Below are 24,228 nucleotides of genomic sequence, written 5' to 3'. Positions count from 1 at the left end.
TTTACCCTCGTTTCCGTGCCAAAATAAAAAGAAAATACGGAGCTCCAATAAGCGCTACCACAATGCCCACTAACATTTCATCAGGAGCTATAATAACGCGCCCCACCCAATCGGCTGTAATCAATAACCACGCCCCTATAAGCGCCGTCAAAGGCAATACGTAGGTACAATCTGCACCGACTAAACGCCTAGCAATATGAGGTGCTACAAGACCAATAAAGCCAATACTTCCACCAACCGCTACACAAGTTGCTGCTAGTATCACACCGATGACCAAAAACAACACTCGACTTCTATGAATACGCACGCCTAGACCAATCGCCGTCTCATCCCGAAGACCCAAAACATTAAGGGTCGTCCGATTCACATATAGCGTAAGCGCTAATACCACAACTACAACACCTAAAATAATGACATGGAGCCAAGTATTACCTGCAATATTACCAATAATCCATGTATTCACTTGGTTAAATTTTTCAGGAGATAGTGTCACGATTAACAACGTTTGTAAAGCGTGGATACCGGCTGTCAACGTAATACCACTCAAAACTAAAGAATATGTACTATTCACAGTACTCTTACGCATAGACAATCCATAAATACTACCGGCTGCTAACAAGGCACCTGCGACCGCTACTAAAGGCAAAGACCATATAGGCAACCCTTGATTAGAGGGCGTTATAAAAATCAAAAGCATAACACCTAAGCCAGCGCCAGCATTGACCCCTAGTAAACTTGGCCCAGCCAATTCATTGCGCGTTAACTGTTGAAATACCGCCCCAGCTAACGCAAGGCCCATCCCAATTAGAACTGCTAACACCGCTCGAACTAAGCGAAAGTCAAAGACAACTAGATTTTCTTCCGCACTACCACCACCGAGCAGTATCTGTAACAAATGCGCATCAGAATAATAGGTGAAACCTGTGCTTACATGGAGGAAGAAAAAGATAAGTAATAATACAAGAAATACTACACTATATAGGCAAAATCGTTTTTGATGACCCGTCATGACCGTGCCCCCTTTCGATTTGCCAAATATAAGAAGAAAGGCACCCCGATGAGAGCTGTAATAGCCCCCAAGGGAATTTCAAAAGGCGCTGCCACACTGCGAGCTACTAAATCTGCAGCCACTAATAAAATCGCCCCTAGTAAAGCCGTAATCGGTACTACCTTACGATAATCGATACCAACTAATTTACGCGCCATATGCGGTGTCACTAAACCAACAAAACCAATCGGACCGGCTATTGCTACAGCCGAACCACAAAGAACTAGCACTGCAAGACCAGCTAACAAACGAATGCGTCCCATATGACTACCAAGACCTATGGCCATTTCTTCGCCAAAACTAAGCAAGGTAACAGACTTTGACAACACAATGGCCATTACTAAGCCAAGCACGGTCCAAGGCCATAACAGTAACACCTGTGCCATACGGACACCACTAATACCACCGGCCGTCCAATAGCTAAGATCTTGTGCTACATCAAAATAAACAACTAAAGCCTGTGTTATTGCTAAAAGGACAGCGCTCACAGCCGTACCTGCTAATGCTAAAAAAACAGGCGACATACGACTGCCATTGCGGTTAGCCAACAACATTATAGCTACAGTAGCTAGCGAGACCCCGCCAAAAGCAAATACAATCATTACATTTAAGCTACTATAGGGCCATATAATCATAGCAATCGCTAGTCCTAAAGCTGCCCCCGCATTAATCCCCATAATGGAAGGACTTGCCATAGGATTATTCGTAACCCCTTGCATTAAAGCGCCAGCTACGCCAAAGCTAACGCCACAAGCAATAGCCAATAAAAGCCGTGGCACGCGCAACGTACGCACTAATAACTCATCCACTTGCGTAGGGTCATAGGCTACTAAAGCTTTCCAAATAATAGGCCAGGTAATATGACGGGCTCCCACAGTAAGTGAAAAGCCCGCCAATACAACAAGTCCAATTAGTAGTAACATCCCTAGTAACCAAGGCCGTCTATACCAATTCATGGGCAACCTCGATTAGAAATCTGCAGTTACAGAAAGAGCAAAGGTGCGACCAGTGCCTAAGTATACAGCATTTTCAAGAGCACGCCATCTTACCGTATCTAATACATTATACACATTAGCGCGTACTGTCATTGGTGTATTATGCCAATTAAATTTATAACGAGCCCCTAAATCCCAACGAACCCAAGCAGGCGTACCTAAAGTATTGGTAGCATTAATATAAGCCGAACCATTGTAAGTTAATTTAGTCGTTAACGTTAACCCTTCTACGCCCTTCAAATCATGTTCCAAGCCAACAACAGCGCTATACCGTGGCACCGCTGCTACACGATTACCTTCATTAGTGCCTCCTTCAGTGGCTGTATATTTAGCATCTAAGAATGTAAAACCACCAAGCCAACGAGTTCCTTTTGTTGGCTCACCAAAGAAGCTCACTTCAATACCACGGTTACGCTGTTCACCATCAACACTGTAAGTATTGGTAGATGTATTCTCAATCAAACTTGGCTTAGTAAGTTGGAACGCACTCACAGTCGTAGCAAATTTACCAAAATCAAATTTTGCCCCTACTTCATACTGTTTAGTCTTATAAGGCGCAAACACTTCTCCATAATTACTTGCATTCGTATCAGTTACAGTTTCCCCAGCTGATAAACCTTGAATATAGTTAGCATAAATAGATGTTTTATCATTTAATTTATGCACAATCGCAACCCCTGGGGAAAAGGCAGTTTCATCATAGCTAGTAACACCGGTAAGATTGTTATTTTTATAACTATAGGTATCAGTTTTCACACTTTGTAAACGGCCACCTACCATAAACTGCCATTTTTTATCTTTAGTAGAAATAACATCACTAATAGCAATACTCTTCAAGCTATTTTTATCATTAAGTGGCAAATAGGAAATATTGTCATCAATATACGCATCAAAGGTTGGATTATAAACGCTTGTAGCACCCGTACCAGCTAAATCAATATTGCGATTATTCATATATCGCTTGTAATCAATACGAGAGGCACCAATACTAATTTCGTGGTCTAACGAATTCGTTTCAATCTTACCTTTTACCCCTAATTCAGCTGTAATCCCTTTATTTAATTGTCCATTATGTTTATAGGCAATCTTAGAACTACCTTTATCATTGGATAAAGTAAATGTATTGTATAAATAGTCCATAGATGTACTACGCATACCAAAGGCAGCATAAGCCGTCCAGTCTTCATTTAGGTCATATTCACCTTTCCAAAGACCAAATTTTTCAGTAATTCTGCGATATGTACCAGGCGCGCCAAATTTCGCATCATCCGCTACATCAGGCAAGGCTGTTAATTTAGCAGCTACTTTTTCTGAAATGCTCACACGGTACTGCGGATTTTCAATGTCATTATATACATAACCTAAATCTAAAGAGGTACGCCAACGTTCACCTTTAGCATCCAAGCCTAATGATACGGTACTAGCACTATTCGATTCATCTTTATAGGTAGTCTCTTGTTTACCACGGTTTAACACTGTTAAACTTACACCATATTTGCCATCATTAAAACGTCGTGACATGTCCAATTGTTGTGAAAATTGATGACCTGTGCCATAACTTAGCGTTACTTGGTTTACCGGTGTATCACCAGCTCGCTTTGGTACAAAATTAATAACACCGCCCACTGTATCATTAGGTGCCATACCACTAAGCATAGCACTTGGTCCTTTAAGGATTTCTACGCGGTCAAGACCTTCAACACCGGTATAAAAACGTGGCGCAATTCCATATACACCATTGAATTGCACATCTTGTTGGGTCGTTTTAAAACCGCGAATATTCCATGCATTAGAAGCACCAGATAAAGTCTGATCATTTACAGACGCATCATTAGATGCCACGTCAATAATATTCGTAGCTTGCTGATTAGCCATAGTTTCAGCCGTAATACCGGTTACATTAAAAGGCGTATCTAAAAAATCTTTTTTGCCAAGCATACCTATTGAGTTTACTCGAGATACTTGACCCCCAGCGTATACAGGATTTTCATTTCCTACTGGCGTAACCTCTACAGGCTCTGATTTTTCCTGCACCAATGTTACTTTTCCCAAATCTTGCAAATCACTATAATCTCTTGCCGCTACGGAATTACCAAATACACTAACACTCCATAAGCCACCAAGCACTAAAGCTCCTAACACACGACTAGCCAACACCGCTTGACGCTGCTTGGCACCCACACAACTTACTTTCATTATAATAAGCTCCTCTCTTAAATCACAAATGTATAGTTACTATATATAACTAAAAAACAGAAGGGCGAACATATCCGCCCTCCTGAACTTTCATTAACTAAATTTAACTTCCAAATTCAATCCTTGCCTCTGAAACAACAGGTTCACCATCAACTGTTTTGGGGCGGTAAGCACTATTTCGAGCCTGTTGCAAGGCCCATCGATCTAACGATCCATTACCACTACTACTAATAATATCTACTTCTACAGCACGGCCAGCTTCATTAATCATTACATACACCACAACATTACCACTACCAGGTAATGTACGAGGCCCTAAATATTCAGCACCAATTACCACTGGTTCATGAGGAGTCGCTACCTCAGCGCCACCAGTACCTTCAGAACTACCATTACCAGCACTGCCTTCACTAGCTCCGCCTTGGCTATTACCACTAGGATCACCTACTTGGCTAGCACTATAGTTAGTACTTTGAGACGATGTATTCGTTCTTGGTTGTGCATCCTGCTTAATAACTTGCTCCACTGGTACACCACTTTTAATGGCCTCTACTTGCTCCTCTGTCATAGGTGCTGGTGGTTGGACCGACGATTTTTGTGGCGCTGCTACTTGTGGCCCTCCTGCTGAAACACCTACATCACCTACAACATTAATAGAAATAGGCGTTCGATCAGGTACTAAATCTGGCTTTTGTAAAAAAGACCATACCATACCACTCACTAGTGCCAAATTAATAATCACTGATGAAGTTATGGCCATACGCCAACGATTCTTGTAGATATGAGCAAAAGGTGATGGATTTTTGGTTACAGCTTGTGTAGTTTCATCCATAACTATCACCTACTTACTCTCAGTAGCCACTGCAATTTTGTTTAGATTCATATTTTTTAGCGTATCCAAAACTTGTACGAAAGTACCGTACTGTGCTTTTTGATCTGCTCGTAAGATAATTGTTAAGTCGCCACCTTTAGCTTTTTCTGCCTCTAAACGTTGCGCCATACCTTCTAAGTTTGCATATGAATCTTGTTCTACATAAATACGACCATCTGCTGTAATCGTAATAGGAATTTTACGCTGCAAATCTACTGAACTAGCCGTAGCTGTTGGTAAGTTTACAGGCATTGATTTCTGTACAACCATGGAAAGCATACTCATCATGAAAAACACTAATAGGAAGAATATAATGTCAATCATAGGAATAATCATAAGCTTTGGTTTATTAGTCGTACGAAGACTTCTAATTTGCACTAATAGCTCCTTCTTCCGTTGTTACACCAACAGCAGCGTTCATATATACATTACCGATTTCTTCCATATCCGTAATGAGTCCATCCTGTTTATGTACTAAGTACGAATGAATAACTAATGCTACAATAGCTACACAAAGGCCAGTAGCCGTAGCGATTAAAGCTTCACCAACCCCACCAGTAATAGCAAAGGGTTGACCATCAGATACAGATAATACGCTAAAAGAACTAATCATACCGGTTACTGTACCAAGCAAACCAAGTAATGGTGCCAACGTAACAATAGTTTCTAAATAGCTTAAACGAGAGCGAAGGCGACCAGCGATAGCGCCAGCAGCTCCTTGTAACGCTGCATTTTTAGATTTTACAGTTTGACGACGAATAGCTGCATTCAACATTTCTGCAGCCACACCACCATCTTCAGCACATAATTCTTCTAACCCTTTTTCATTGTTAGCCGCCGCTAATACAGGTACTTCCTCACGCAAGCGATCCATGTTGGATTTAGCTGCGCTATAAGTGCGTACACGCTCTACCAAAATAGCAATCGCAATGATTGAGCAAAGTAAAAGGGGGTACATTACAAGACCACCTTGGTGAAATAATTCTAATAGTTCCATACAAATCTCCTTCTATCTTTATTACAATTAATTAAAAGGTATGTTCTACACCTACAACATAATGACGGCCAGGCATAGCATACGAACCAATTGTAGTCGATGGCTCTACTTCATAAGCCTCATTTGTCAAATTAAAGGCTTGTGCGTATACCTTTGTAGCCTCATTAATTTTATAATTTACATTCACATCCCAGACAAAATAAGAGGAGTCAGAAAATTGTGTTTCTGAACGGCCTGTTACATACTGGAATAAGTTATTAACTGACCAACGATTCTTCTCATAAAAAAATTCTAAACTATAGCGATTAGGATTGCGGTTATCAGTTGCATTTACATAACCACTACCTGTATCTTGGCGAACTTTCAAATAACTGTAGCCAGCTCTTACTTTCCAAGCTTCATCCAGACGATAGGTAGCGCTTAGATTCAAACCTTGTCTTTTTTCACGATTTACATTTTCATAATAGCCTGGAATATACGTATTATTAGGGCCATAAGAACCATTTACCCAAGAAAGTGCATTTTTCAAACGACTATTAAATACACTAGCAGATACAGTCAATCGATCTGTCACATCACTATCAATACCAAGCGTTACCGTCTGTGATTTTTCTTGTTCTAAATCAGGATTGCCACGCCAAAATTCGGTAGCAGCATACAACATCTTAAGAGTTGGGTTATTTACTGCTTGGCCCCAAGAAATATACGCATGGGTATTGTCATTTAACTTCTTATTTAAGCCAATGTGAGAAGCAAAATCGCCACCAAACATATCTTGGTGCTCATAACGAGTTCCAAAATTAGCCGTCCAACCACGACCTAATTCCCATTTATCTTCTACATAAACTGCTTTACTTATCATAGAACGATCAAAGGCAACACCGTTATTTTCCTCTTTAATATGTTCTTGGTTATAAGTCACACCACTAATTAAAGTATGATTTCCTAATTGCCAAGTCTTCTGCCCTTCAATGCCATCCATAGATAAATCATGACTATACGAACTAGAGGTAGAACCAGAGCCAAAGCCAGAATCACTTACTTCCGTATTTCTATATGCGCGAATAAAAGTTCCAGAATCACTACCAAAGTTATATGTAACGCCATAACTCATATCAGTAGTCTCTTTTACATTACCTGCACCAGTAACAGTTCCTAAGAGAGGATTTTTCAAGCGAATTCCATAACCATCTTTCTTTTCAATGCGGCTAAAATCTAAACTTAATAAGTCATCACCTATGTAACGATCATAACGAGCAGTCCATTTATCACGATTAATATACGTATCAGGAAATTCATGCGTATTGCCACGATAGTCCTTGTAGTCTATGTTATCGCGACGTTCTTTTGTATATGATACAAAATACCCATTCTTTTCATCTCCACCTTGAGTGATAATAGTTCCTTTGCGATGCCCCCAACTACCTAATTCACCACGAACTGTTGTCTGCTGTCCCATTGTTGGAGTCTTGGTGATAATATTAATAACACCAGCTACGGCTCGCTCACCATACAACGCAGAATTAGGTCCTTTTACTACTTCAATACGTTCAATATTATCCATAGGAATCTGATCAATATCAATAGCATTAGAAGCACCAGATACCACTAAATGATCCCAGTTCATCTTACGACCGTTTACCATAACAAGTACTCGCGTGTCACCATTTAATTCAGGATATGCGGCAAAGCCTTTCTGAATTACAGGTACATTATTAGCCTTTAATGCATCAGACACTTGATTATAATTCCCTTGCTCAATTTCTTTCGCCGTAATAACTGTTGTATCTGCTGGCACATCTACTTTTTCTTCCGACAGACGACTAGCTGTTACCAATACTACTTTACCTAAATCTTGTAAATTTGCTTCATCGTAATTAGCAGCCCACACACTACCGCTTGTCGCACTCACAACTAAGGCCGTTAATACTGCTTTACTTACTGTACTGCGATGAGTAAATTTCATGATACCTCCTAAGTCCTAATACACTAATACGTGAATACACTACACTAAACTACCAATTAATTAAAAGGTATGTTCTACACCTACAATATAATGACGCTCTGCCATAGCGTACGCACCAATTGGTGTACTATAAGGTTCTACCTCATAAGATTCATTAGTTAAGTTAAGCCCTTGCGCATATACTTTAGTGGAATCGTTAATTTTATAACTTACATTTAAATCCCAAGTAAAGTAAGAGGAATCAGTATAATAAGCAGTTGAACGACCTGTTACATATCTAAAATCATTCGATACATACCAGCGATTCTTTTCATAGGAAAGTTCTAAGCCATAGCTATTAGGATGGCGGTTTTTTGAATCATTTGTCATACCACTACCTTCATCAATTTTTTGGCGAAGGAAATTATAAGAAGCACGTACCTTCCATGCATCATCCAATTTATAAGTAGCACTTAAATTTAGACCTTGACGCTTTTCTTTATTAATATTGTAATAAACAGTTTTACTAATGCTATTATTCCACTCCCAATCCAAAGCATCTTTTAAACGGCTTTCATAGATACTAGCAGATACTAATAAACGATCATTTACTTGACTATCAACACCTAATGTTACGGTATGTGATTTTTCTTGTTTCAAATCAGGATTACCAAGCCAATATGGGGAATTAGCGTATAACATTTTCAAAGTAGGGTTATTTACCGCTTGCCCCCAAGAGATATAAGCATGGGTATTCTCGTTTAACTTCTTATTCAAACCAATATGTGAGGCAAACTCACCACCAAAAATGTCATGATGTTCATAACGAGTACCAAGATTAGCTGTCCAACCTTGGCCTAATTCCCATTTATCTTCAATAAAAATAGCCTCATTATCTGTGCTCTTATTGAAGCCTACTCCATCATTAGTTTCATCAATTTTTTCTTTATTGTAGCTAACACCACTAATTAATGTATGGTCACCAATTTTCCATGTTTTTTGCCCTTCTAAACCAAGCATAGATAAATCATGTTCATATGGTGTGCCTGCAAAAGGTGCATTTGCTTTTTCAGTATTGCGGTATGCTCGAACAAAAGTCCCAGAGTCAGAACCAAAGTTATAGGTAACACCATAACTCATATCTGTAGTTTTACTCTTCATGCCAGCGCCATAAGCGGTCCCATTTAATGGATTACTCAAGTAAATGCCGAAACCATCCTTACGATGACTATAAGAAAAATCAACTGTCATACGGTCATCATCAAAATAATGGTCATAGCGAGCTGTTACATTATCACGATTAATGGAACTGTCAGGGAATTCATAGGAATTGCCATTGGCTGCCTTATAATGGTAATTATCTCGACGTTGTTTGCTATATGATACAAAATATGCATCATTTTCATCACCGCCTTGAGTAGTAATACCGGTTTTCCAATATCCCCAGCTACCAACTTCAGCTTTGGCAGTGGTTTTCTGTCCCATACTGCCTTCTTTGGTAATAATATTAATAACACCAGCTACCGCACGTTCACCATATAAAGATGAATTAGGTCCTTTAACGACTTCAATACGTTCAATATTTTCTACAGGAAATTGATCAATATCAATAGCGTTATTATCACCTGATACAATTAAATGATCCCAGTTCATACGACGACCATTTACCATAACAAGTACACGGGTATCACCATTAAGCTCTGGGTACGATGCAAAGCCTTTCTGTACCACTGGCACATTATTGCCTTTCAATGCATCTGATACACTATTGTAATTCCCTTGCTCAATTTCTTTCGCCGTAATAACCGTTGTATCTGCTGGCACATCTACTTTTTCTTCCGACAAACGACTAGCTGTTACCAATACTACTTTACCTAAGTCTTGTAAATTGGCTTCATCGTAATTAGCAGCCCACACACTACCACTTGTCGCACTCACAACTAAGGCTGTTAATACTGCTTTACTTACTGTACTGCGATGAGTAAATTTCATTTATTTTGTTCCTCCTCAAAGCCTTGAGCAATTTTCTCTAAGGCATCCACCACACGACCGTTGCCATTATTCACATCTGCAAAGGGCACCGCTATAATTCGCCCTCCTTGAACCGCTCGCATATTGCGCAAATTTGGATCCGCTTTTAACTCAGCAATAGCTTCTGCATCACTGACTGTGCGATTTCCTTGGCTTACAGTCACATACACAATTACATCAGGATCAAAGGCCAACACACGTTCAGGCCCTACAATCGAAATTTGTCGGTTCGTCAAATTATGACCACCCGCTTTTTTAACAATGTCATCTACAAGATATACTGGCCCATACAAACTATAAGTACTATGTCCATGAGATTGTAAAATAATAACATTAGGCTTATAGGACCAAGTATTCACTCGCGTAGACACGACTTGCACTCGCTGTTGTAACTCTGCTTTATAGGCACTTGCCTTTTGTGGGACTTGAAATAATTGTCCCATATCATCAATAAAGGGATAAATTGTACTCTCTAAGGTTGGCTGATTCTTACGAATCGTAGCCGGTACAATATATGCACCAATATTTCGTTCATACCACTGCCGCACATCACCTAAAGCGGCTGGTGTAAAATGATGCGACCATCCCATTAATACATCTGGTTGCATCGCTAATACTTGCTCTCGACTAGGTACATAGCTATTAGTAATTAAAGGTAACTTGCTATATATATCACGATACCGCGCCGGTTCTTCACCATAAGGAGCTACCGTTCCCACAATACGATCAGCTAACCCTAAATCAATGAGTAGTTCCGTTGCACCTGGATAAGTCACAATCACCCGTTGTGGTGGCTTTTCATACGTAAAACTCATCAAATTAGCATCGCTATCTACATTTTGAATCGTAATACCTCGCTGCTGTTCATCATTATTACCCACTACTTGCCAATGCCCATTGGTATAAGCAAACCAAGTAATTAAGCTTAAGCAGAACATCAAAAACAGACCTATGCAGCGCCGACTCCACCGTTCCCAAACACCAATCATAGTTGACCACCAGAATCAAATCTCTCAAATGCTCGTTCACTATTCCTTTGAGCTAATGACCTATAAACTGATTCTTCCGCACTATAGCGTAACGGCTGTCGTTCATAAGTAACCATAGGGATGCCATCTTCATGATAAGAAACTGTACTAGACACTTCGTATACCTCACGAATTAATGGCTCACGCACAATCTCATGTGGTGTCCCTTGCGCTACTAATTGACCTCGTTTCATAATAAAAAGTTCATCACAAAATAGAGAGGCCAAATTCAAGTCATGAAGTGCTGCTATAACACCAACGCCCAATCCTTTTATGACTTCCAATAGTTCCAACTGATAGGTAATATCTAAATGGTTCGTTGGTTCATCTAAAATCAAATACTCCGGTTCTTGGCAAAGGACGCGCGCTAACATAACCCGCTGCTGCTCACCCCCTGATAAGGAAGCAAAACTTCGATGTGCTCTGTCCCACATTCCTACCTTGCGAAGGGCTTCCATCGCCAAATTCACATCATCTTCCGTATCATCTTCAAATCCTTTTTTATAAGGGGTTCGTCCCATCATCACAATTTGCCATACAGTAAAATCAAAGTTAATTGTATGAAACTGTCCCATCACACCAATTCGTTTAGCTGCTTCACGTAAAGGAATTTGTTCTAATGGCGTTTCATCAAATTGTATCCGCCCTTGCTGCCTAGAAATGACTCGATATAAATGCTTTAATAAGGTAGATTTGCCACAACCATTAGGACCCATAAGTCCTACAAATTTATCAGCCGGAATCGTAAGGGATAATTGGTTTAAAATCTGAGTATCTCCTACATGATAAGTGAGGTTCTCTACTACAATTTGTTTCATAGATACCTCCTAACTACCAAAATTCCGACTTGTGCCAAAAAGAAGTTTCATAAATAATGGCGCTCCCATTAGTGCCGTCAAAATACCAATTGGTAAATCACCAGTCGGCAATAATACTCTCGACAATAAATCAGCCAACACTAAAAATATAGCGCCGCCTAATGCAACCACTGGCAGTAAACGTTTATGACCAACCCCAACAACAGCACGTGCCATATGAGGAATCACTAGCCCCACAAAACCAATAATGCCACACTGTGAAACTAGCACACCTGTCAATAAAGCCATGCACGCCATATAGATGTAACGCTTACGAGTCGCATTAATGCCTAGTGTAACTGCCATTTCTTCACCTAATAACAATGCATCTAAGGCTCTTACTTGCGATAAGAAATATACAGTCATACCACCTACAACAATAGTCGGCCAAAATAGCATGGACCATTTCGCATCAGCTAATGAACCCATAGTCCAAAAAGCTGCGCTTTGCATCCCTTCCGCATCACCAGCCATATAAATAATAAAATTGGATAAAGCTGTACATAAAGCACTCACTACAGCCCCTGCTAATACTAGTTTCACTGTAGAAATACGCCGTCCCATACCGGCTAACGCCATAACCGCCAGTGTAGCTACAATGGCGCCACCAAAGGCCCAAATAGGTACGCCTACATTAGCAGCGCCTAATAAAAAACCTAATAATATCGCCATAACAGCCCCTACCGAAGCCCCCGAAGCAATCCCTAAAATAAACGGCTCTGCCAAAGGATTTTGCACCGCAGCTTGCATAACAGCCCCTGACAAGGCTAACCCTGCTCCTACTAAAGCGGCTAATATAACACGAGGAATGCGAATATCCCACACTATATCAGTCATAGCTGGTCCTATTGCCTCTGGTATAGGTGTATTCATTATTTTTCCAGTAATTACAGTCAACACATGACCTGCAGGTATAGTTACACTGCCCAATGCAACAGCTCCTATAATTGAGCATATTAAAAGGGCAGTTAGAACCGATACGGCCCAACTGCCCACTGTTTCAGTGCGATGCTTCGTAGCGGTTTGTAACTCTTGCAGGCGTTGCTGACGTGTTATTATTTCAACGTCGTTCATCAACTACCCTCATTTCGCTTATGACATAAAAACAGGTCAACAGAATACGTCTTTGATTTCATATAGCACATATATTGTGCTAGTTAATCGAGCTTGCTTAAGCTCTACTGAAATCGTTGCGCAGTGCTAACCTTGTCGAAAGAGGCCAAATTTTTGGCTACAAATATTACATTATCTTATGCTACTTAGCATATTTATATTTTAAGATTTCTAAACTAAATTTAATGATTTACAATTACAAATTGAGAAACATTATCTTTTATCACTTCAAATATTTTATAGTAAATACAATAAGCTGTCAACAAAAAACTCCAAAAAGTCCATGTAACGTACTATATAATTATTTACCGTATATAGTAAGTATACATATAATAACATTTAATATACATTCTAATTCCAGTCATCTGCTGAGATTCCAGCTATCTAACAAAATTTAATATTATAGAACACATCGCCATTATTAAACAATCACACCCCTATTACTACTAAACCAGTATGACGCGATTACTAAACAAATATGAGGCTATTACTAAACAAGTATAACTCTATTTTTAAGCAAGTATGATGCTATTTCTAAACAAGTATGGCGCTATTTCTAAACAAGCACTGCCCTATAATAAATAATGACTCCACCAACTATAAACGATAAAAATATCAAAAACAGCGAGTAGATTTAGATACTTATATCTCATCTACTCGCTGTTTAATAATCGCCCCTACCGGACAAATTTCATAACAGTCTCCACAACCAATACAACCCGCTTCAATAAAAAATTGTTGTGGCTTTTCTATGATAATCTGCACAGGACAATCCATGGCACAAGCGCCGCATTTCACACAGCGCTGGCCATCAATCTGAAATGTAAACACATATGTATTTGTATCTGTCATATATTCTCTGTAAGTTAAATGCCTTACTTCTCCTCTGCACGCAATACCAAACGAATCATTTGTGCCACACCATCTTCATCATTAGTAGGCGCTAAAAATTTAGCCGTTGCTTTAGCCGTTGCTTCCCCATTCATCATAGCAAAGGAAACTCCTGCATAAGCTAGCATAGTCAAATCATTATTACTATCGCCAATAGTCATCACTTCATCTGCAGTAAAGCCTAAGGACTCTGCCAAAGCTGCTACGGCACGCCCTTTACTAATACCTGGCTGCACAAACTCTAAATTGCCTTCACTGGATTGAATAATTACAAAACGATCATCCTCTTTAAAATGTTCTAAAATTGCGTTTTTCTTCGCCTCTGTACCATAAAAGAGCTGTATTTTTTCTAAATCCATGCCAGTATCAACAATATGGTCTCGTAAATTAGGAACCATAGTACGACTCGCTTTCATGAGAGGTACTAAATGAGGTGGCAAATTACTTGCAAAGGCCATCATACCTTCTGTTTCACCATAAATTTCTTTACCACCATACGCTTCAATATACACGTCAAAAGGCAATAATTCATCAAGCAAACGTAAGCCTTCCGCATTACTAAACGATTGATGAAACACAGTGGTCGTTTCACCCCCGTCTCGCTTCAATACAAGCGCACCATTGCTGCAAATATAATGGTGAATCTCCGGTATACGATGAATTACTTCACCCATTTCACCCCAAGCACGGCCACTCGCTACCGCTACCGTTATACCTCTTGCCATAGCTGCTTTTACAGCCGCTACTGTTTCATCGCTAACATGTTTGTGTGTATCAACCAAAGTTCCATCCACATCAGAAACAATAAGTTTGATAGGCTTTTTTAATTGTAAATCTGCTACTGAACCTGGTAAACTAGCCTGTTTTCCCTTTTGTTCAGCCGCTTTAAACACAGCCGCTTGATCCTCTATATTTATGGAATTTATTTTGTCTGTCATAGTCATCTCCATTATCAAATGAGTACATCTAGTACTTACATCATCTAGTACTTACATCATCTAGTACTTACATCATCTAGTACTTACATCATCTAGTACTTACATCATCTAATATTTATATCCACTAATACTTAATAATAGCTAATATCCATACTCTACCTATTATTTACTACCATGCAAAAATACATACAAAACTATATATTTTCTAAATCAACTACATCTATCAATATCAATATAAATATATTATATCACATTAATACAAATGACCATGTGGCGAACCCCTCACCCCATAAATACTTATAAAAATTTCTCTCTAATTCCATTATATTTGAACACAAAAAAGCCCCTTAGAGCCTCTTGCTACGACTTTTTAAATCTTTGATTTAAACCTGAGCAAAAGAGGAGCCTAAGGGGCTTTTCTCTACCAATATTATCTTATTAAGAGAAATCCTTTATAAGAATTTTATTTACCTAACACATCTGCACAGCGATGACATAAGGTAGGATGTTCAGCATCCTTACCTACTGTATCACGATGAATCCAGCAACGTTCACATTTTTCAAATTCACTTGGTTTTACAACTACACTCAAATGACCTTCTTCGGTAGCTACAGCTTCAGCTGGCGCATTATTACGGCCTTCAACAAGTTGTGCTTCACTTACAATGAGAAGAGCTGCTAAATCACTTACTTGTGCTAATGTTTCATACGCTGCACCATCAGCATAAACAGTAATGGACGCATCTAAAGAGTGACCAATAACTTTATCTTGACGAGCCGTTTCAAGAGCTTTAGTCAACTCACCACGAAGTGCCAATACTTGGCTCCATTTTTCAGCTAATGCCGCATCATAATGAGCTTCATTACCAGTTGGCCAATCTTCAAGCATTACACTTTCACGCATACCGTCTTCTTTAGGCATATATTGCCATACTTCTTCAGCTGTAAAGGACAGTACAGGTGCTACCATACGAACTAAAGTCGTTACAATTTCATACATAGCAGTCTGCGCACTACGACGAGCCACAGAAGTTGCTTCTTCTGCATACATTGTATCTTTTAATACATCTAAGTAGAAGGAACTCAAATCAACAGTACAGAAATTATGAATTGTATGATATAAAATATGGAATTCATAGTTTTCATACGCTTCCGTAACTTTACGACGTACTTCTTCTAAACGAAGAAGTGCCCATTTATCGATTTCAGATAATTGATCATAAGCCACTTTATCTGTATTTGGATTAAAGTCATCTAAATTACCTAGCAAGAAGCGGAACGTGTTACGAATCTTACGATATACTTCGGATAACTGTTTTACGATGTCTTTAGACAAACGCACGTCACCTTGGTAATCAGCTGAAGATACCCAAAGGCGCATTACATCAGCCCCATACACATCAATGATGTCAGATGGTGCCACTGTATTACCAACCGATTTAGACATTTTACGGCCTTCACCATCCACTACGAAACCGTGAGTTAGTACAGAGTTATATGGTGCTTTACCAGTTGTAGCTACACCGGTTAACAAGGATGAGTTAAACCAGCCACGATGTTGGTCAGACCCTTCAAGGTACATAGCGCATGGTACATCAAGGTCCTCATTTTCAAGTACACCCGCCCAAGAAGAACCACTATCGAACCAAACGTCCATGATATCTGTTTCTTTGCGGAATTCATCATGACCACAATGAGGACATGTGAAACCTTCTGGCAATAATTCTTTTTCAGTATGATTCCACCAAGCATCGGAGCCTTCTTTAGCCACCCACGCTTGAACAGACTTAATCGTGTCATCGTTGATTACATAATCACCACAGGATTTACAATAGAATACTGGAATTGGCACGCCCCAAACACGTTGGCGAGATACACACCAGTCCCCACGGTCAGCAATCATATTATAAATGCGGTCATGACCCCATTTAGGAATCCACTGTACTTGATTATCAATTACGTCAAGCGCTTCTTTACGATAGCCATCAACGGATGAGAACCACTGTTCTGTCGCACGATAGATTACAGGATTTTTACAACGCCAACAATGTGCATATTGGTGACGAAGAGAACCTTTGTGAAGTAACGCACCATTATGCGCTACAATTTTCAAAATAGGCACTTCTGCATCATGAATTTCTTTGCCGCCTAACGCTTCTTCGGTATCACCATAACGACCATTATCTACAGCACTTACATAGGTGCCCGTTGGATCTACAAACGATGTGATTTCAAAATCAACTTTACCTGCTTTTTTATAAGTCTGATATACACCAAAGTCTTCTTCACCGTGAGCAGGCGCTGTATGAACACAACCGGTACCAGCTTCAAGGGTTACATGGTCACCTAAGAATACAGGCACTTCGCGTTCAATGAATGGATGTTTGAAAGTAGCTAATTCTAAATCAGCCCCAGAGAAGGTATTAAGTACAGTATAGTCTGCTACTTGAGCATCTTTTAATGCATTAGCTACCAAATCAGTAGCCATCAAGTAATATTCTTCACCTACTTGCACCCAAGAATATTCTAATTCAGGGTTCACAGAAATTGCTTGAGATGCTGGCAATGTCCAAGGTGTAGTTGTCCAAATAACAGCATAGGCTTTTTTAGTATCTACATCAGCTGGTAATGTACGTTTTAATTCATTAACATACGCATATTTTACATAAATAGAGAAGGATTTCTTTTCTTTATATTCAATTTCAGCTTCTGCTAAGGCTGTTTCACAATGAGTACACCAGTATACCGTTTTTAACCCTTTGTAAATATGACCACGCTTAGCCATTTCACCAAAGATGCCAAGTTGTTTAACTTCAAAAGCTGGTTTCAAAGTCAAATATGGATCTTCAAAACGACCAAGTACACCGAAACGAATGAAGTCTTTCTTTTGATCTTCTACACACTGCAAAGCATATTCTTTACATTTAGCACGTAAATCAAGAGGACTCATTTCATGACGATTAAGGCCTGTGTTTTTAATAACCGCATGTTCAATTGGCAAACCATGCGTATCCCAACCAGGAATATAAGGTGTGTAATATCCCTGCATAGTTTTATATTTCATGATAATATCTTTTAGTGTTTTATTAAGGGCATGGCCAATATGAAGTTTACCATTAGCATATGGAGGGCCATCATGCAATACAAACGGCTTATTTCCTTTGCGCAATTCTAAGCGTTTTTCATAAATTTTATTATCTTCCCAATATTTCAAATATTCTGGTTCTCGTTTTGGTAAGTTGCCGCGCATTGGAAATTCTGTAGCAGGCAAATGTAATGTTTTACCGTAATCCATAAATAAACTCTCCTCTCAACTAATAAAAAAAGCGCTCATCCCCGAAGGGACGAACGCTATAAGTCCGTGGTACCACCCTACTGACTCCATATGGAGCCACTCACGCATATAACGGTGCTCACCGATAAATTTAACATTTATATGCTCCCAAGTGATTCGTCATTTCTTCATTCGCTGAACTCACACCATCCATCAGCTCGCTGAGAACTACCCGAAATGACCGTCTTCGTCATCGCATGTCATATACAGTTATCAAAATAAGTCTTACTGTCAAGGACAGTTGACCAACTCATAGTAACTTTTGTTATAGATAGAGTATAGATAAGGGACTTCGTTTTGTCAAGTAGGTTTATGATTATTAGTGCCACAAAATTTATCAGGAACTTCAAAAATGTACATTTTATCAAAAAAGAGTATAATAAAATCATATTAATACGAACTACTTACTATTTACTATGTAGTACACCTTACTATGTAGTACACATTACGATAAACTACTCTATCTACAAAGGAGGACGCCTATGCCCGCCTGGCTACGCACAGATTATATCTGTTTTTTCGGGGCTTTTCTATCGGCCCTTGGCATGAGCCAATTAGCACCACTCTTACCTCTTTATTTACATGATATGGGGGTAACCGCCACCAATGAAGTGGCCTATTGGTCTGGTCTAGCCATGGGCGTAACCTATCTCGTAGTGGCTTTTGTATCTCCCTTCTGGGGGCGCCTAGCCGATCGCAAAGGACGAAAAATTTCCTTACTCCGTGCTAGTTTTGGCATGATGCTTTGCAATCTTTTGATCTGTTTTGTCCAAACACCAGAGCAACTTGTATTCGTCCGTTTTATACAGGGCCTTGTATCTGGCTTCTTTTCCGCTTCCGTTACCCTTGTAGCTTCTGAAACGCCAGAACATAAAATGGGATGGGCTTTATCAGTCTTAGCCTCCTCAAACTTAGCCGGTTCACTCTTAGGACCTCTTATTGGTGGCTACTTAGCCGGTCTCTTTGGCATTCGTACAAGCTTCTTTGTCATCGCTTGTTGCCTAGGAGCTGCCTTTTTACTCATTTACTTTTTAGTCCACGAAACCTTTGAACCACAACCAGAAAAGGTGCCTCATAGTTTCAAAGAATTATGTAGCCAACTCCCTCATTTGCATGAGTTATTTATTGTCGCCGCATCTACTTTTATTTATGCCCTTTCCATCATGTCTTTACAGCCAATTATTACGGTCTACTTAAATGAAATTATGCCACCCCATACACCTCATTTAGCACTTCTTGCAGGAGCCGTCTTTGCTGCTACCGGTTTTGCTCAAATGTTAAGTAGTTCCTTCATGGGGCGTTGGATTGATCGCATTGGTCCCCGTCGCATTCTTATGGGATCGCTCATTTATACAGCCATGATGACTATTCCCCAAGCCTATGTTACAACGGCTTGGCAACTCGGTGTCTTACGCTTTCTCACAGGACTGGGTCTAGCCGGTTTACTGCCATCCTTAAATACATATATTTCTACTCACTCTCCCAAACATCTATCAGGACAAGTATTCTCTTATAACCAAACAACTCAATTTTTAGGCTATTTCATGGGCTCTGTTGGAGGCGCTCTCTTTATGGGCGAATTTGGCTTTACAGCCCTATTCTGGGGCACAGGCCTACTCTTCTTATTAAATGCCCTATGGGTATATACAAAATTAAAGAGCTAACACAAAAAGCAGCCATATGGCTGCTTTTTTTATAATTCTGTCCCAATATATGCTGCTAACGCTACTATAGTCGCTTCATTACGACGATAGTAAGTCCATTTCCCATAACGAGCGGACTCCAACAAGCCTGCCCGCTGCATTAAGTCCAAATAATGCGAAACGGCGGATTGCGAAATGCCTAATTTATCTTGAATACTCCCTACACAGACTCCTCCTTCAAATGAGTCGCCCTCAGGAATATGAAGTCCCTGGGGTGGAAAATATTTAGTCGGCTCTTTGAGCCATTGCAAGATTTTTAAGCGACTTTCATTAGATAAAACTTTAAAAATGTCGAGTAATTGTTTATCATTCATACTTTTATTATATCTTATCTTCTAGATATGTCAATCTAATTTATCGAACTTAGTCAATATAGTGGCTTAATAATTACTTTCTAATTACTACTTTTTTCCCGAGCTAAAATAAATATGGTCGACAAAATCAATACAAAGCCAATAATATCACTCGTCATAAATTGACTCCCCAAAACAAGCCAACTCAATAATGCCGCTGAAATAGGTTCAATAGAAGACAAAACAGACCCTTTAACAGCACCAATGCGCCGCACCCCTTCTAAATACGCATTAAAGGAAACAATGGTGCCTAATACAACTACATTGAAAACACCTACATAAGTCCACATATCCCAAACACCAGGCACATCAAAAGGTGACGCAATCATTGCCGTCACAAGACCAGAAAAAAGCATAGCAAAACCTACTACAGGCCCTGTACCGTACCGCCGTAATAAAGGCACTGGTTGTACACTGTAAATAGCTACTGCCACAGCAGATAAGAGCCCCCAAAATAATACCCGTTCATCAATGCCGGCAAATTCAAAATTACCATGAAAAGCTATTAAAGCTGTACCTATCATAGCCAAGACAACACTAATACCCTCGCCCCAAGTAGGTAGCTTAAAATAACGAACTGCCATATACACAACAATCATCGCTGGTGCCAAATATTGTAAAACGGTAGCAATCCCAGCCCCTGCATAGTAAATAGAACGGAAATAAGCATATTGGCAAAGAGCCATACCAAATAAACCAAAAACAAATAAACCAATCACATGATAGGGTGTTTTAAATATTTGAAAAATATGAACACGCCCTTGATAAAAAGCAGCTAATACCGTAACTACACCTGACACTAACAGACGCACCGTTAATAGCCACTCTGGACTAATAGCCCGTTGCTGTTGTAAAAATTGTGCCGATATCCCCGACAAGCCCCATAAAATACCACCGAATAAAGTAAGGGCAATCCCTATTGTCTTTTCTCTATCCATCATGCCCTCCTCATCTTAAATAATTTATAAAAACGACCGGCATTTGCCGGTCGTCTTTTTACGCTATTTTATTGTAACAAATAGTGCTCTATCTCGCAAATATAAAGTTCACCTTGTATGTCTTACCAAGTACTTCAGTAACAAAACCTTGCCAGACTAAGCGCCTACTTTATAACTTAGTCAACTAATTTCATAGCGACTTTTACAACAACTTTTAATACTTTACTTGGTTCATCATTGACAGCACAGCAAGGGCGATGAATATCTTCTGGGAAGAAGATTGCATAAGAACCCGCTTGAGCAATAATATAGCCTTCATCAGCTAATCCTTGCTCGTAAAAATACAAATCCTTGTCATCATGTGCTTCTACCACTGGTTCAGTTTGGCGATCTGGTAAAAAGCCCATTTTTTCCTTGCCTTCAATAACAAACTGCACATCTAAGTACTGCTTATGTGCTTCAGGGCGAGTTTCTTCAAACTTCTTTGTAGTTACTTCTTGTACTAAAGCAAAGATATTATCACCATCAATATCATGGCGACCAATTTCCAAACTCTTTAAATCAGTATCTTTCAACCAATCGAGTACGCGCTCTAATACTGGTGCATAACCTAACCCTTTATAATTCACATTCACACTACCAAATATCATATATATTGTCTCCTTTGAGCCCTCTAGGGGCTATTTATTTTTAACTCTACTTAGATGAACCACATCTTCGAGTCAAGAGAAGCCAAGTTGAAACATCCCGCCAAACCCTTTGTTTCAAACATTAACTATTCATCATCACCAGTCCCGTCAAACTTAGCAATAATGCCCTCAGCTGTCTTATGAGGTACTTCTTCATAGGAGCTAAATTCCATGTTAAACACGCCTTGACCTTGTGTCATACTACGCAATACAGTTACATAGTCAAGCATTTCAGCAAATGGAACTTGTGCTTTAACCACAGTAATACCTTCCCGTTCCCCTTGTTCCATGCCTAATACGCGACCACGGCGGCTATTTAAGTCCCCCATAATATCGCCCATGAAACTATCTGGAGCAAATACATTCACATTATAAACAGGTTCTAGTAAAACTGGTTTAGCCTGTGGCACACCTTTTTTAAGAGCTTGTGCCGCAGCTACTTTAAAAGCCAATTCAGAAGAGTCTACTGCATGATACGAACCATCCAATAAGGTCACTTTTACACCAATCATTGGATAGCCGGCTAATAAGCCTTTATCTAATGTTTCTTTAGCGCCTTTTTCAACAGCTGGAATATACTGTTTTGGTACAGCGCCACCGAAAATCTTATCTACAAATTCAAAATCGCCTTCATAAGAAGGTTCAATGGCAATTTTAACATGACCATATTGTCCATGACCACCACTTTGTTTCTTATGTTTGCCTTCCACTTCCACTTGACCGCGCACAGTTTCACGATATGGAATATATGGTTTTTCTAATTTAGCTTTTACGCCATATTTCCGCTCCATCTTAGTAAGGATATGTTCTAAATGAACTTCACCCATACAACGCACTTGCATTTGACGCCCTTCTACATCTTTTACAACTACGCAAGTTGGATCTTCTTCAGAAATACGTTGTAACGCAGCGGCTAATTTTTCTTCTTCCCCTTTCTTTTCAGGGACCATAGCTACCGTATGGAGTGGTTGTGGGAAACGAATTTGACGATATTTTACTTTAAAACTAGGTGTTGCAAAAGTATCACCTGTCTTCGTAGCAGTAAGCTTAGGAATAACTACAATATCCCCTGCACCAGCTTCGGTAACTGGTACTTGTTGCTTACCTATTAAAGTATACATTTTACCCCATTTTTCTTCAATACCCTGCGTCACATTTAGAAGTTTATCCCCTTCTTTTAATTCCCCAGAGAATACGCGAATAAAGCTTTGTTTACCTGCAAATGGGTCTAAAATTGTCTTAAATACAAAGCCAGTAAATGGTTTATCTACATGAACTATCCGTTCTTCCCCAGTATCTACATCTTCCGCTGTCATCACGCGCTTAGATGCATCTGGCATATAACGAATCATACGATCTAACACTTGATCCATGCCAATGTTATTAATAGCACTGCCACACATAACAGCACATACGCGACCTGTCAACATACCTTCCCGTAAACCTTGACGGATTTCTTCTAAGGTTAATTCTTGACCATCTAAATATTTTTCAAGTAATTCATCATTACCTTCTGCCGCCGCTTCAACTGTCATTTCACGGATTTCTTCTACCTTAGCTTCTAATTCAGCAGGTACGGCAACTTCGGTCATCTTACCATTTTCATAAATATACGCTGTGCGTTTCGCTACGTCTACAACACCTTTAAAGTCAGGCCCTTCACCAATAGGAATCTGCAATGGCATGATGGCTTTGCCAAATAAATCATGCATTTTTTCAAGAGTGCCAAAGAAATCGGCCCCTTCTACGTCCATCTTATTGATAAACGCCATGCGTGGCATTTGTAATTCCACCCCATAATCCCAAGCGCGAATAGTATCTACTTCAACCCCAGAAGTGGCTGATAATACCATCAACATGCCATCAGCGGCACGCAAAGCAGCACGAACTTCACCATGAAATTCGGAATAACCAGGGGTATCAATGAAATTAATTTTATAATTTTTCCATTCACAAGGTGCCATACCTAGCTGAATAGTTACATTACGTTTAATTTCTTCAGGCTCAAAGTCCATAATGTGTTTGTTATCTTGACCTTTACCTACGGATGCTACAGCACCACAAGCCAATAGTAAAGATTCTACTAATGCTGTTTTACCAGCCCCATCATGAGATACAATTGCCACATTACGAATCAAATCACTAGCATATTCTTTCATATGAACCGCCTCCTTTAAAGCGCAGAAACGCAATTTACTGTACTTATTCGCTATTCATGTATGAATCTCCTTTATTCTTATTATACATTTTTCGAAAATAACTTAATTTTTTACAAAATGTCCAGTTAAATGCTACAAATAG

At 39.5% G+C, this 24,228-nt stretch carries 19 protein-coding genes and 1 other annotated feature; of the genes, 1 reads left to right on the top strand and 18 read right to left on the bottom strand.

Going from position 1 to position 24,228, the window contains the following annotated elements:
* Window position 1: 1 nt before the first annotated feature.
* The 14 genes from NFR44_RS04690 to ileS all read right to left on the bottom strand — a co-directional run bounded on the left by NFR44_RS04690 (window position 2) and on the right by ileS (window position 18,205).
* On the bottom strand, window positions 2-1,009 hold the full coding sequence (locus NFR44_RS04690) for a FecCD family ABC transporter permease (RefSeq protein ID WP_251441523.1): 1,008 nt from the start codon (window positions 1,007-1,009) through the stop codon (window positions 2-4).
* Window positions 1,006-2,004, bottom strand: coding sequence for a FecCD family ABC transporter permease (locus NFR44_RS04685; protein WP_251441522.1), 999 nt, complete (start codon window positions 2,002-2,004; stop codon window positions 1,006-1,008). Before NFR44_RS04685 ends, NFR44_RS04690 begins: the two co-directional genes overlap by 4 nt.
* 12 nt (window positions 2,005-2,016) lie before the next feature.
* On the bottom strand, window positions 2,017-4,239 hold the full coding sequence (locus tag NFR44_RS04680) for a TonB-dependent receptor (protein WP_251441521.1): 2,223 nt from the start codon (window positions 4,237-4,239) through the stop codon (window positions 2,017-2,019).
* Window positions 4,240-4,342: 103 nt separating this feature from the next.
* On the bottom strand, window positions 4,343-5,071 hold the full coding sequence (locus NFR44_RS04675) for a TonB family protein (RefSeq protein ID WP_251441520.1): 729 nt from the start codon (window positions 5,069-5,071) through the stop codon (window positions 4,343-4,345).
* Between the two features lie 9 nt (window positions 5,072-5,080).
* A complete protein-coding gene (locus tag NFR44_RS04670) occupies window positions 5,081-5,488 on the bottom strand; it encodes an ExbD/TolR family protein (protein ID WP_251441519.1) in 408 nt (135 codons plus the stop codon).
* Window positions 5,478-6,107: a MotA/TolQ/ExbB proton channel family protein gene (locus tag NFR44_RS04665; protein ID WP_251441518.1), complete on the bottom strand. Its 630-nt coding sequence runs from the start codon at window positions 6,105-6,107 to the stop codon at window positions 5,478-5,480. The genes NFR44_RS04670 and NFR44_RS04665 overlap by 11 nt, the downstream gene beginning before the upstream one ends.
* A 31-nt stretch (window positions 6,108-6,138) precedes the next feature.
* Window positions 6,139-8,073, bottom strand: coding sequence for a TonB-dependent receptor plug domain-containing protein (locus NFR44_RS04660; protein ID WP_251441517.1), 1,935 nt, complete (start codon window positions 8,071-8,073; stop codon window positions 6,139-6,141).
* Window positions 8,074-8,133: 60 nt separating this feature from the next.
* Window positions 8,134-10,044: a TonB-dependent receptor plug domain-containing protein gene (locus tag NFR44_RS04655; RefSeq protein ID WP_251441516.1), complete on the bottom strand. Its 1,911-nt coding sequence runs from the start codon at window positions 10,042-10,044 to the stop codon at window positions 8,134-8,136.
* Complete coding sequence (locus tag NFR44_RS04650; RefSeq protein WP_251441515.1) at window positions 10,041-11,072, bottom strand: ABC transporter substrate-binding protein; 1,032 nt, start codon at window positions 11,070-11,072, stop codon at window positions 10,041-10,043. Before NFR44_RS04650 ends, NFR44_RS04655 begins: the two co-directional genes overlap by 4 nt.
* Entirely contained in the window at window positions 11,069-11,929 is an 861-nt protein-coding gene (locus NFR44_RS04645) for an ABC transporter ATP-binding protein (protein ID WP_251441514.1), read from the bottom strand. The genes NFR44_RS04650 and NFR44_RS04645 overlap by 4 nt, the downstream gene beginning before the upstream one ends.
* A gap of 9 nt (window positions 11,930-11,938) precedes the next feature.
* The gene (locus NFR44_RS04640) at window positions 11,939-13,042 is read right to left on the bottom strand and encodes a FecCD family ABC transporter permease (RefSeq protein WP_251441513.1); all 1,104 of its coding nucleotides are present in this window, start codon (window positions 13,040-13,042) and stop codon (window positions 11,939-11,941) included.
* A gap of 681 nt (window positions 13,043-13,723) precedes the next feature.
* Entirely contained in the window at window positions 13,724-13,933 is a 210-nt protein-coding gene (locus NFR44_RS04635; RefSeq protein ID WP_251441512.1) for a 4Fe-4S binding protein, read from the bottom strand.
* 23 nt (window positions 13,934-13,956) lie between these two features.
* Window positions 13,957-14,910: an HAD family hydrolase gene (locus NFR44_RS04630; RefSeq protein ID WP_251441511.1), complete on the bottom strand. Its 954-nt coding sequence runs from the start codon at window positions 14,908-14,910 to the stop codon at window positions 13,957-13,959.
* Between the two features lie 463 nt (window positions 14,911-15,373).
* The gene (gene ileS, locus NFR44_RS04625) at window positions 15,374-18,205 is read right to left on the bottom strand and encodes an isoleucine--tRNA ligase (RefSeq protein ID WP_251441510.1); all 2,832 of its coding nucleotides are present in this window, start codon (window positions 18,203-18,205) and stop codon (window positions 15,374-15,376) included.
* A 42-nt stretch (window positions 18,206-18,247) separates the two neighbouring features.
* Window positions 18,248-18,447: a binding site (T-box leader), on the bottom strand.
* A gap of 279 nt (window positions 18,448-18,726) precedes the next feature.
* Here ileS and NFR44_RS04620 point away from each other — a divergent pair.
* Window positions 18,727-19,908: an MFS transporter gene (locus tag NFR44_RS04620; RefSeq protein WP_251441509.1), complete on the top strand. Its 1,182-nt coding sequence runs from the start codon at window positions 18,727-18,729 to the stop codon at window positions 19,906-19,908.
* A gap of 29 nt (window positions 19,909-19,937) precedes the next feature.
* On the opposite strand, the gene NFR44_RS04615 is transcribed toward NFR44_RS04620, so the two are convergent.
* From NFR44_RS04615 to fusA, 4 genes are all read right to left on the bottom strand, one after another.
* A complete protein-coding gene (locus NFR44_RS04615; RefSeq protein ID WP_251441508.1) occupies window positions 19,938-20,261 on the bottom strand; it encodes an ArsR/SmtB family transcription factor in 324 nt (107 codons plus the stop codon).
* Between the two features lie 80 nt (window positions 20,262-20,341).
* A complete protein-coding gene (locus NFR44_RS04610) occupies window positions 20,342-21,241 on the bottom strand; it encodes a DMT family transporter (protein WP_371875180.1) in 900 nt (299 codons plus the stop codon).
* A 173-nt stretch (window positions 21,242-21,414) separates the two neighbouring features.
* The gene (locus NFR44_RS04605) at window positions 21,415-21,888 is read right to left on the bottom strand and encodes a NanQ anomerase/TabA/YiaL family protein (RefSeq protein ID WP_251441506.1); all 474 of its coding nucleotides are present in this window, start codon (window positions 21,886-21,888) and stop codon (window positions 21,415-21,417) included.
* Window positions 21,889-22,013: 125 nt separating this feature from the next.
* A complete protein-coding gene (gene fusA / locus NFR44_RS04600; RefSeq protein ID WP_251441505.1) occupies window positions 22,014-24,086 on the bottom strand; it encodes an elongation factor G in 2,073 nt (690 codons plus the stop codon).
* Between the last annotated feature and the right edge of the window lie 142 nt (window positions 24,087-24,228).

It is taken from the genome of Veillonella intestinalis (genome assembly GCF_943193155.1).
GTDB classification, from domain to species: domain Bacteria; phylum Bacillota; class Negativicutes; order Veillonellales; family Veillonellaceae; genus Veillonella_A; species Veillonella_A intestinalis.
The sequence above is the reverse complement of the archived record's forward strand: the minus strand, read 5'-3'. Positions and strand labels throughout refer to the sequence as shown.

What these genes read in the sequence shown, in the direction of transcription:
- NFR44_RS04660 (WP_251441517.1), bottom strand. Translation starts at nt 8,073, where the DNA reads ATGAAATTTACTCATCGCAGTACAGTAAGTAAAGCAGTATTAACGGCC.
- NFR44_RS04640 (WP_251441513.1), bottom strand. Translation starts at nt 13,042, where the DNA reads ATGAACGACGTTGAAATAATAACACGTCAGCAACGCCTGCAAGAGTTA.
- fusA (WP_251441505.1), bottom strand. Translation starts at nt 24,086, where the DNA reads ATGAAAGAATATGCTAGTGATTTGATTCGTAATGTGGCAATTGTATCT.
- NFR44_RS04620 (WP_251441509.1), top strand. Translation starts at nt 18,727, where the DNA reads ATGCCCGCCTGGCTACGCACAGATTATATCTGTTTTTTCGGGGCTTTT.
- NFR44_RS04615 (WP_251441508.1), bottom strand. Translation starts at nt 20,261, where the DNA reads ATGAATGATAAACAATTACTCGACATTTTTAAAGTTTTATCTAATGAA.
- NFR44_RS04685 (WP_251441522.1), bottom strand. Translation starts at nt 2,004, where the DNA reads ATGAATTGGTATAGACGGCCTTGGTTACTAGGGATGTTACTACTAATT.
- NFR44_RS04665 (WP_251441518.1), bottom strand. Translation starts at nt 6,107, where the DNA reads ATGGAACTATTAGAATTATTTCACCAAGGTGGTCTTGTAATGTACCCC.
- NFR44_RS04690 (WP_251441523.1), bottom strand. Translation starts at nt 1,009, where the DNA reads ATGACGGGTCATCAAAAACGATTTTGCCTATATAGTGTAGTATTTCTT.
- NFR44_RS04610 (WP_371875180.1), bottom strand. Translation starts at nt 21,241, where the DNA reads ATGATGGATAGAGAAAAGACAATAGGGATTGCCCTTACTTTATTCGGT.
- NFR44_RS04605 (WP_251441506.1), bottom strand. Translation starts at nt 21,888, where the DNA reads ATGATATTTGGTAGTGTGAATGTGAATTATAAAGGGTTAGGTTATGCA.
- NFR44_RS04645 (WP_251441514.1), bottom strand. Translation starts at nt 11,929, where the DNA reads ATGAAACAAATTGTAGTAGAGAACCTCACTTATCATGTAGGAGATACT.
- ileS (WP_251441510.1), bottom strand. Translation starts at nt 18,205, where the DNA reads ATGGATTACGGTAAAACATTACATTTGCCTGCTACAGAATTTCCAATG.
- NFR44_RS04655 (WP_251441516.1), bottom strand. Translation starts at nt 10,044, where the DNA reads ATGAAATTTACTCATCGCAGTACAGTAAGTAAAGCAGTATTAACAGCC.
- NFR44_RS04675 (WP_251441520.1), bottom strand. Translation starts at nt 5,071, where the DNA reads ATGGATGAAACTACACAAGCTGTAACCAAAAATCCATCACCTTTTGCT.
- NFR44_RS04680 (WP_251441521.1), bottom strand. Translation starts at nt 4,239, where the DNA reads ATGAAAGTAAGTTGTGTGGGTGCCAAGCAGCGTCAAGCGGTGTTGGCT.
- NFR44_RS04650 (WP_251441515.1), bottom strand. Translation starts at nt 11,072, where the DNA reads ATGATTGGTGTTTGGGAACGGTGGAGTCGGCGCTGCATAGGTCTGTTT.
- NFR44_RS04630 (WP_251441511.1), bottom strand. Translation starts at nt 14,910, where the DNA reads ATGACAGACAAAATAAATTCCATAAATATAGAGGATCAAGCGGCTGTG.
- NFR44_RS04635 (WP_251441512.1), bottom strand. Translation starts at nt 13,933, where the DNA reads ATGACAGATACAAATACATATGTGTTTACATTTCAGATTGATGGCCAG.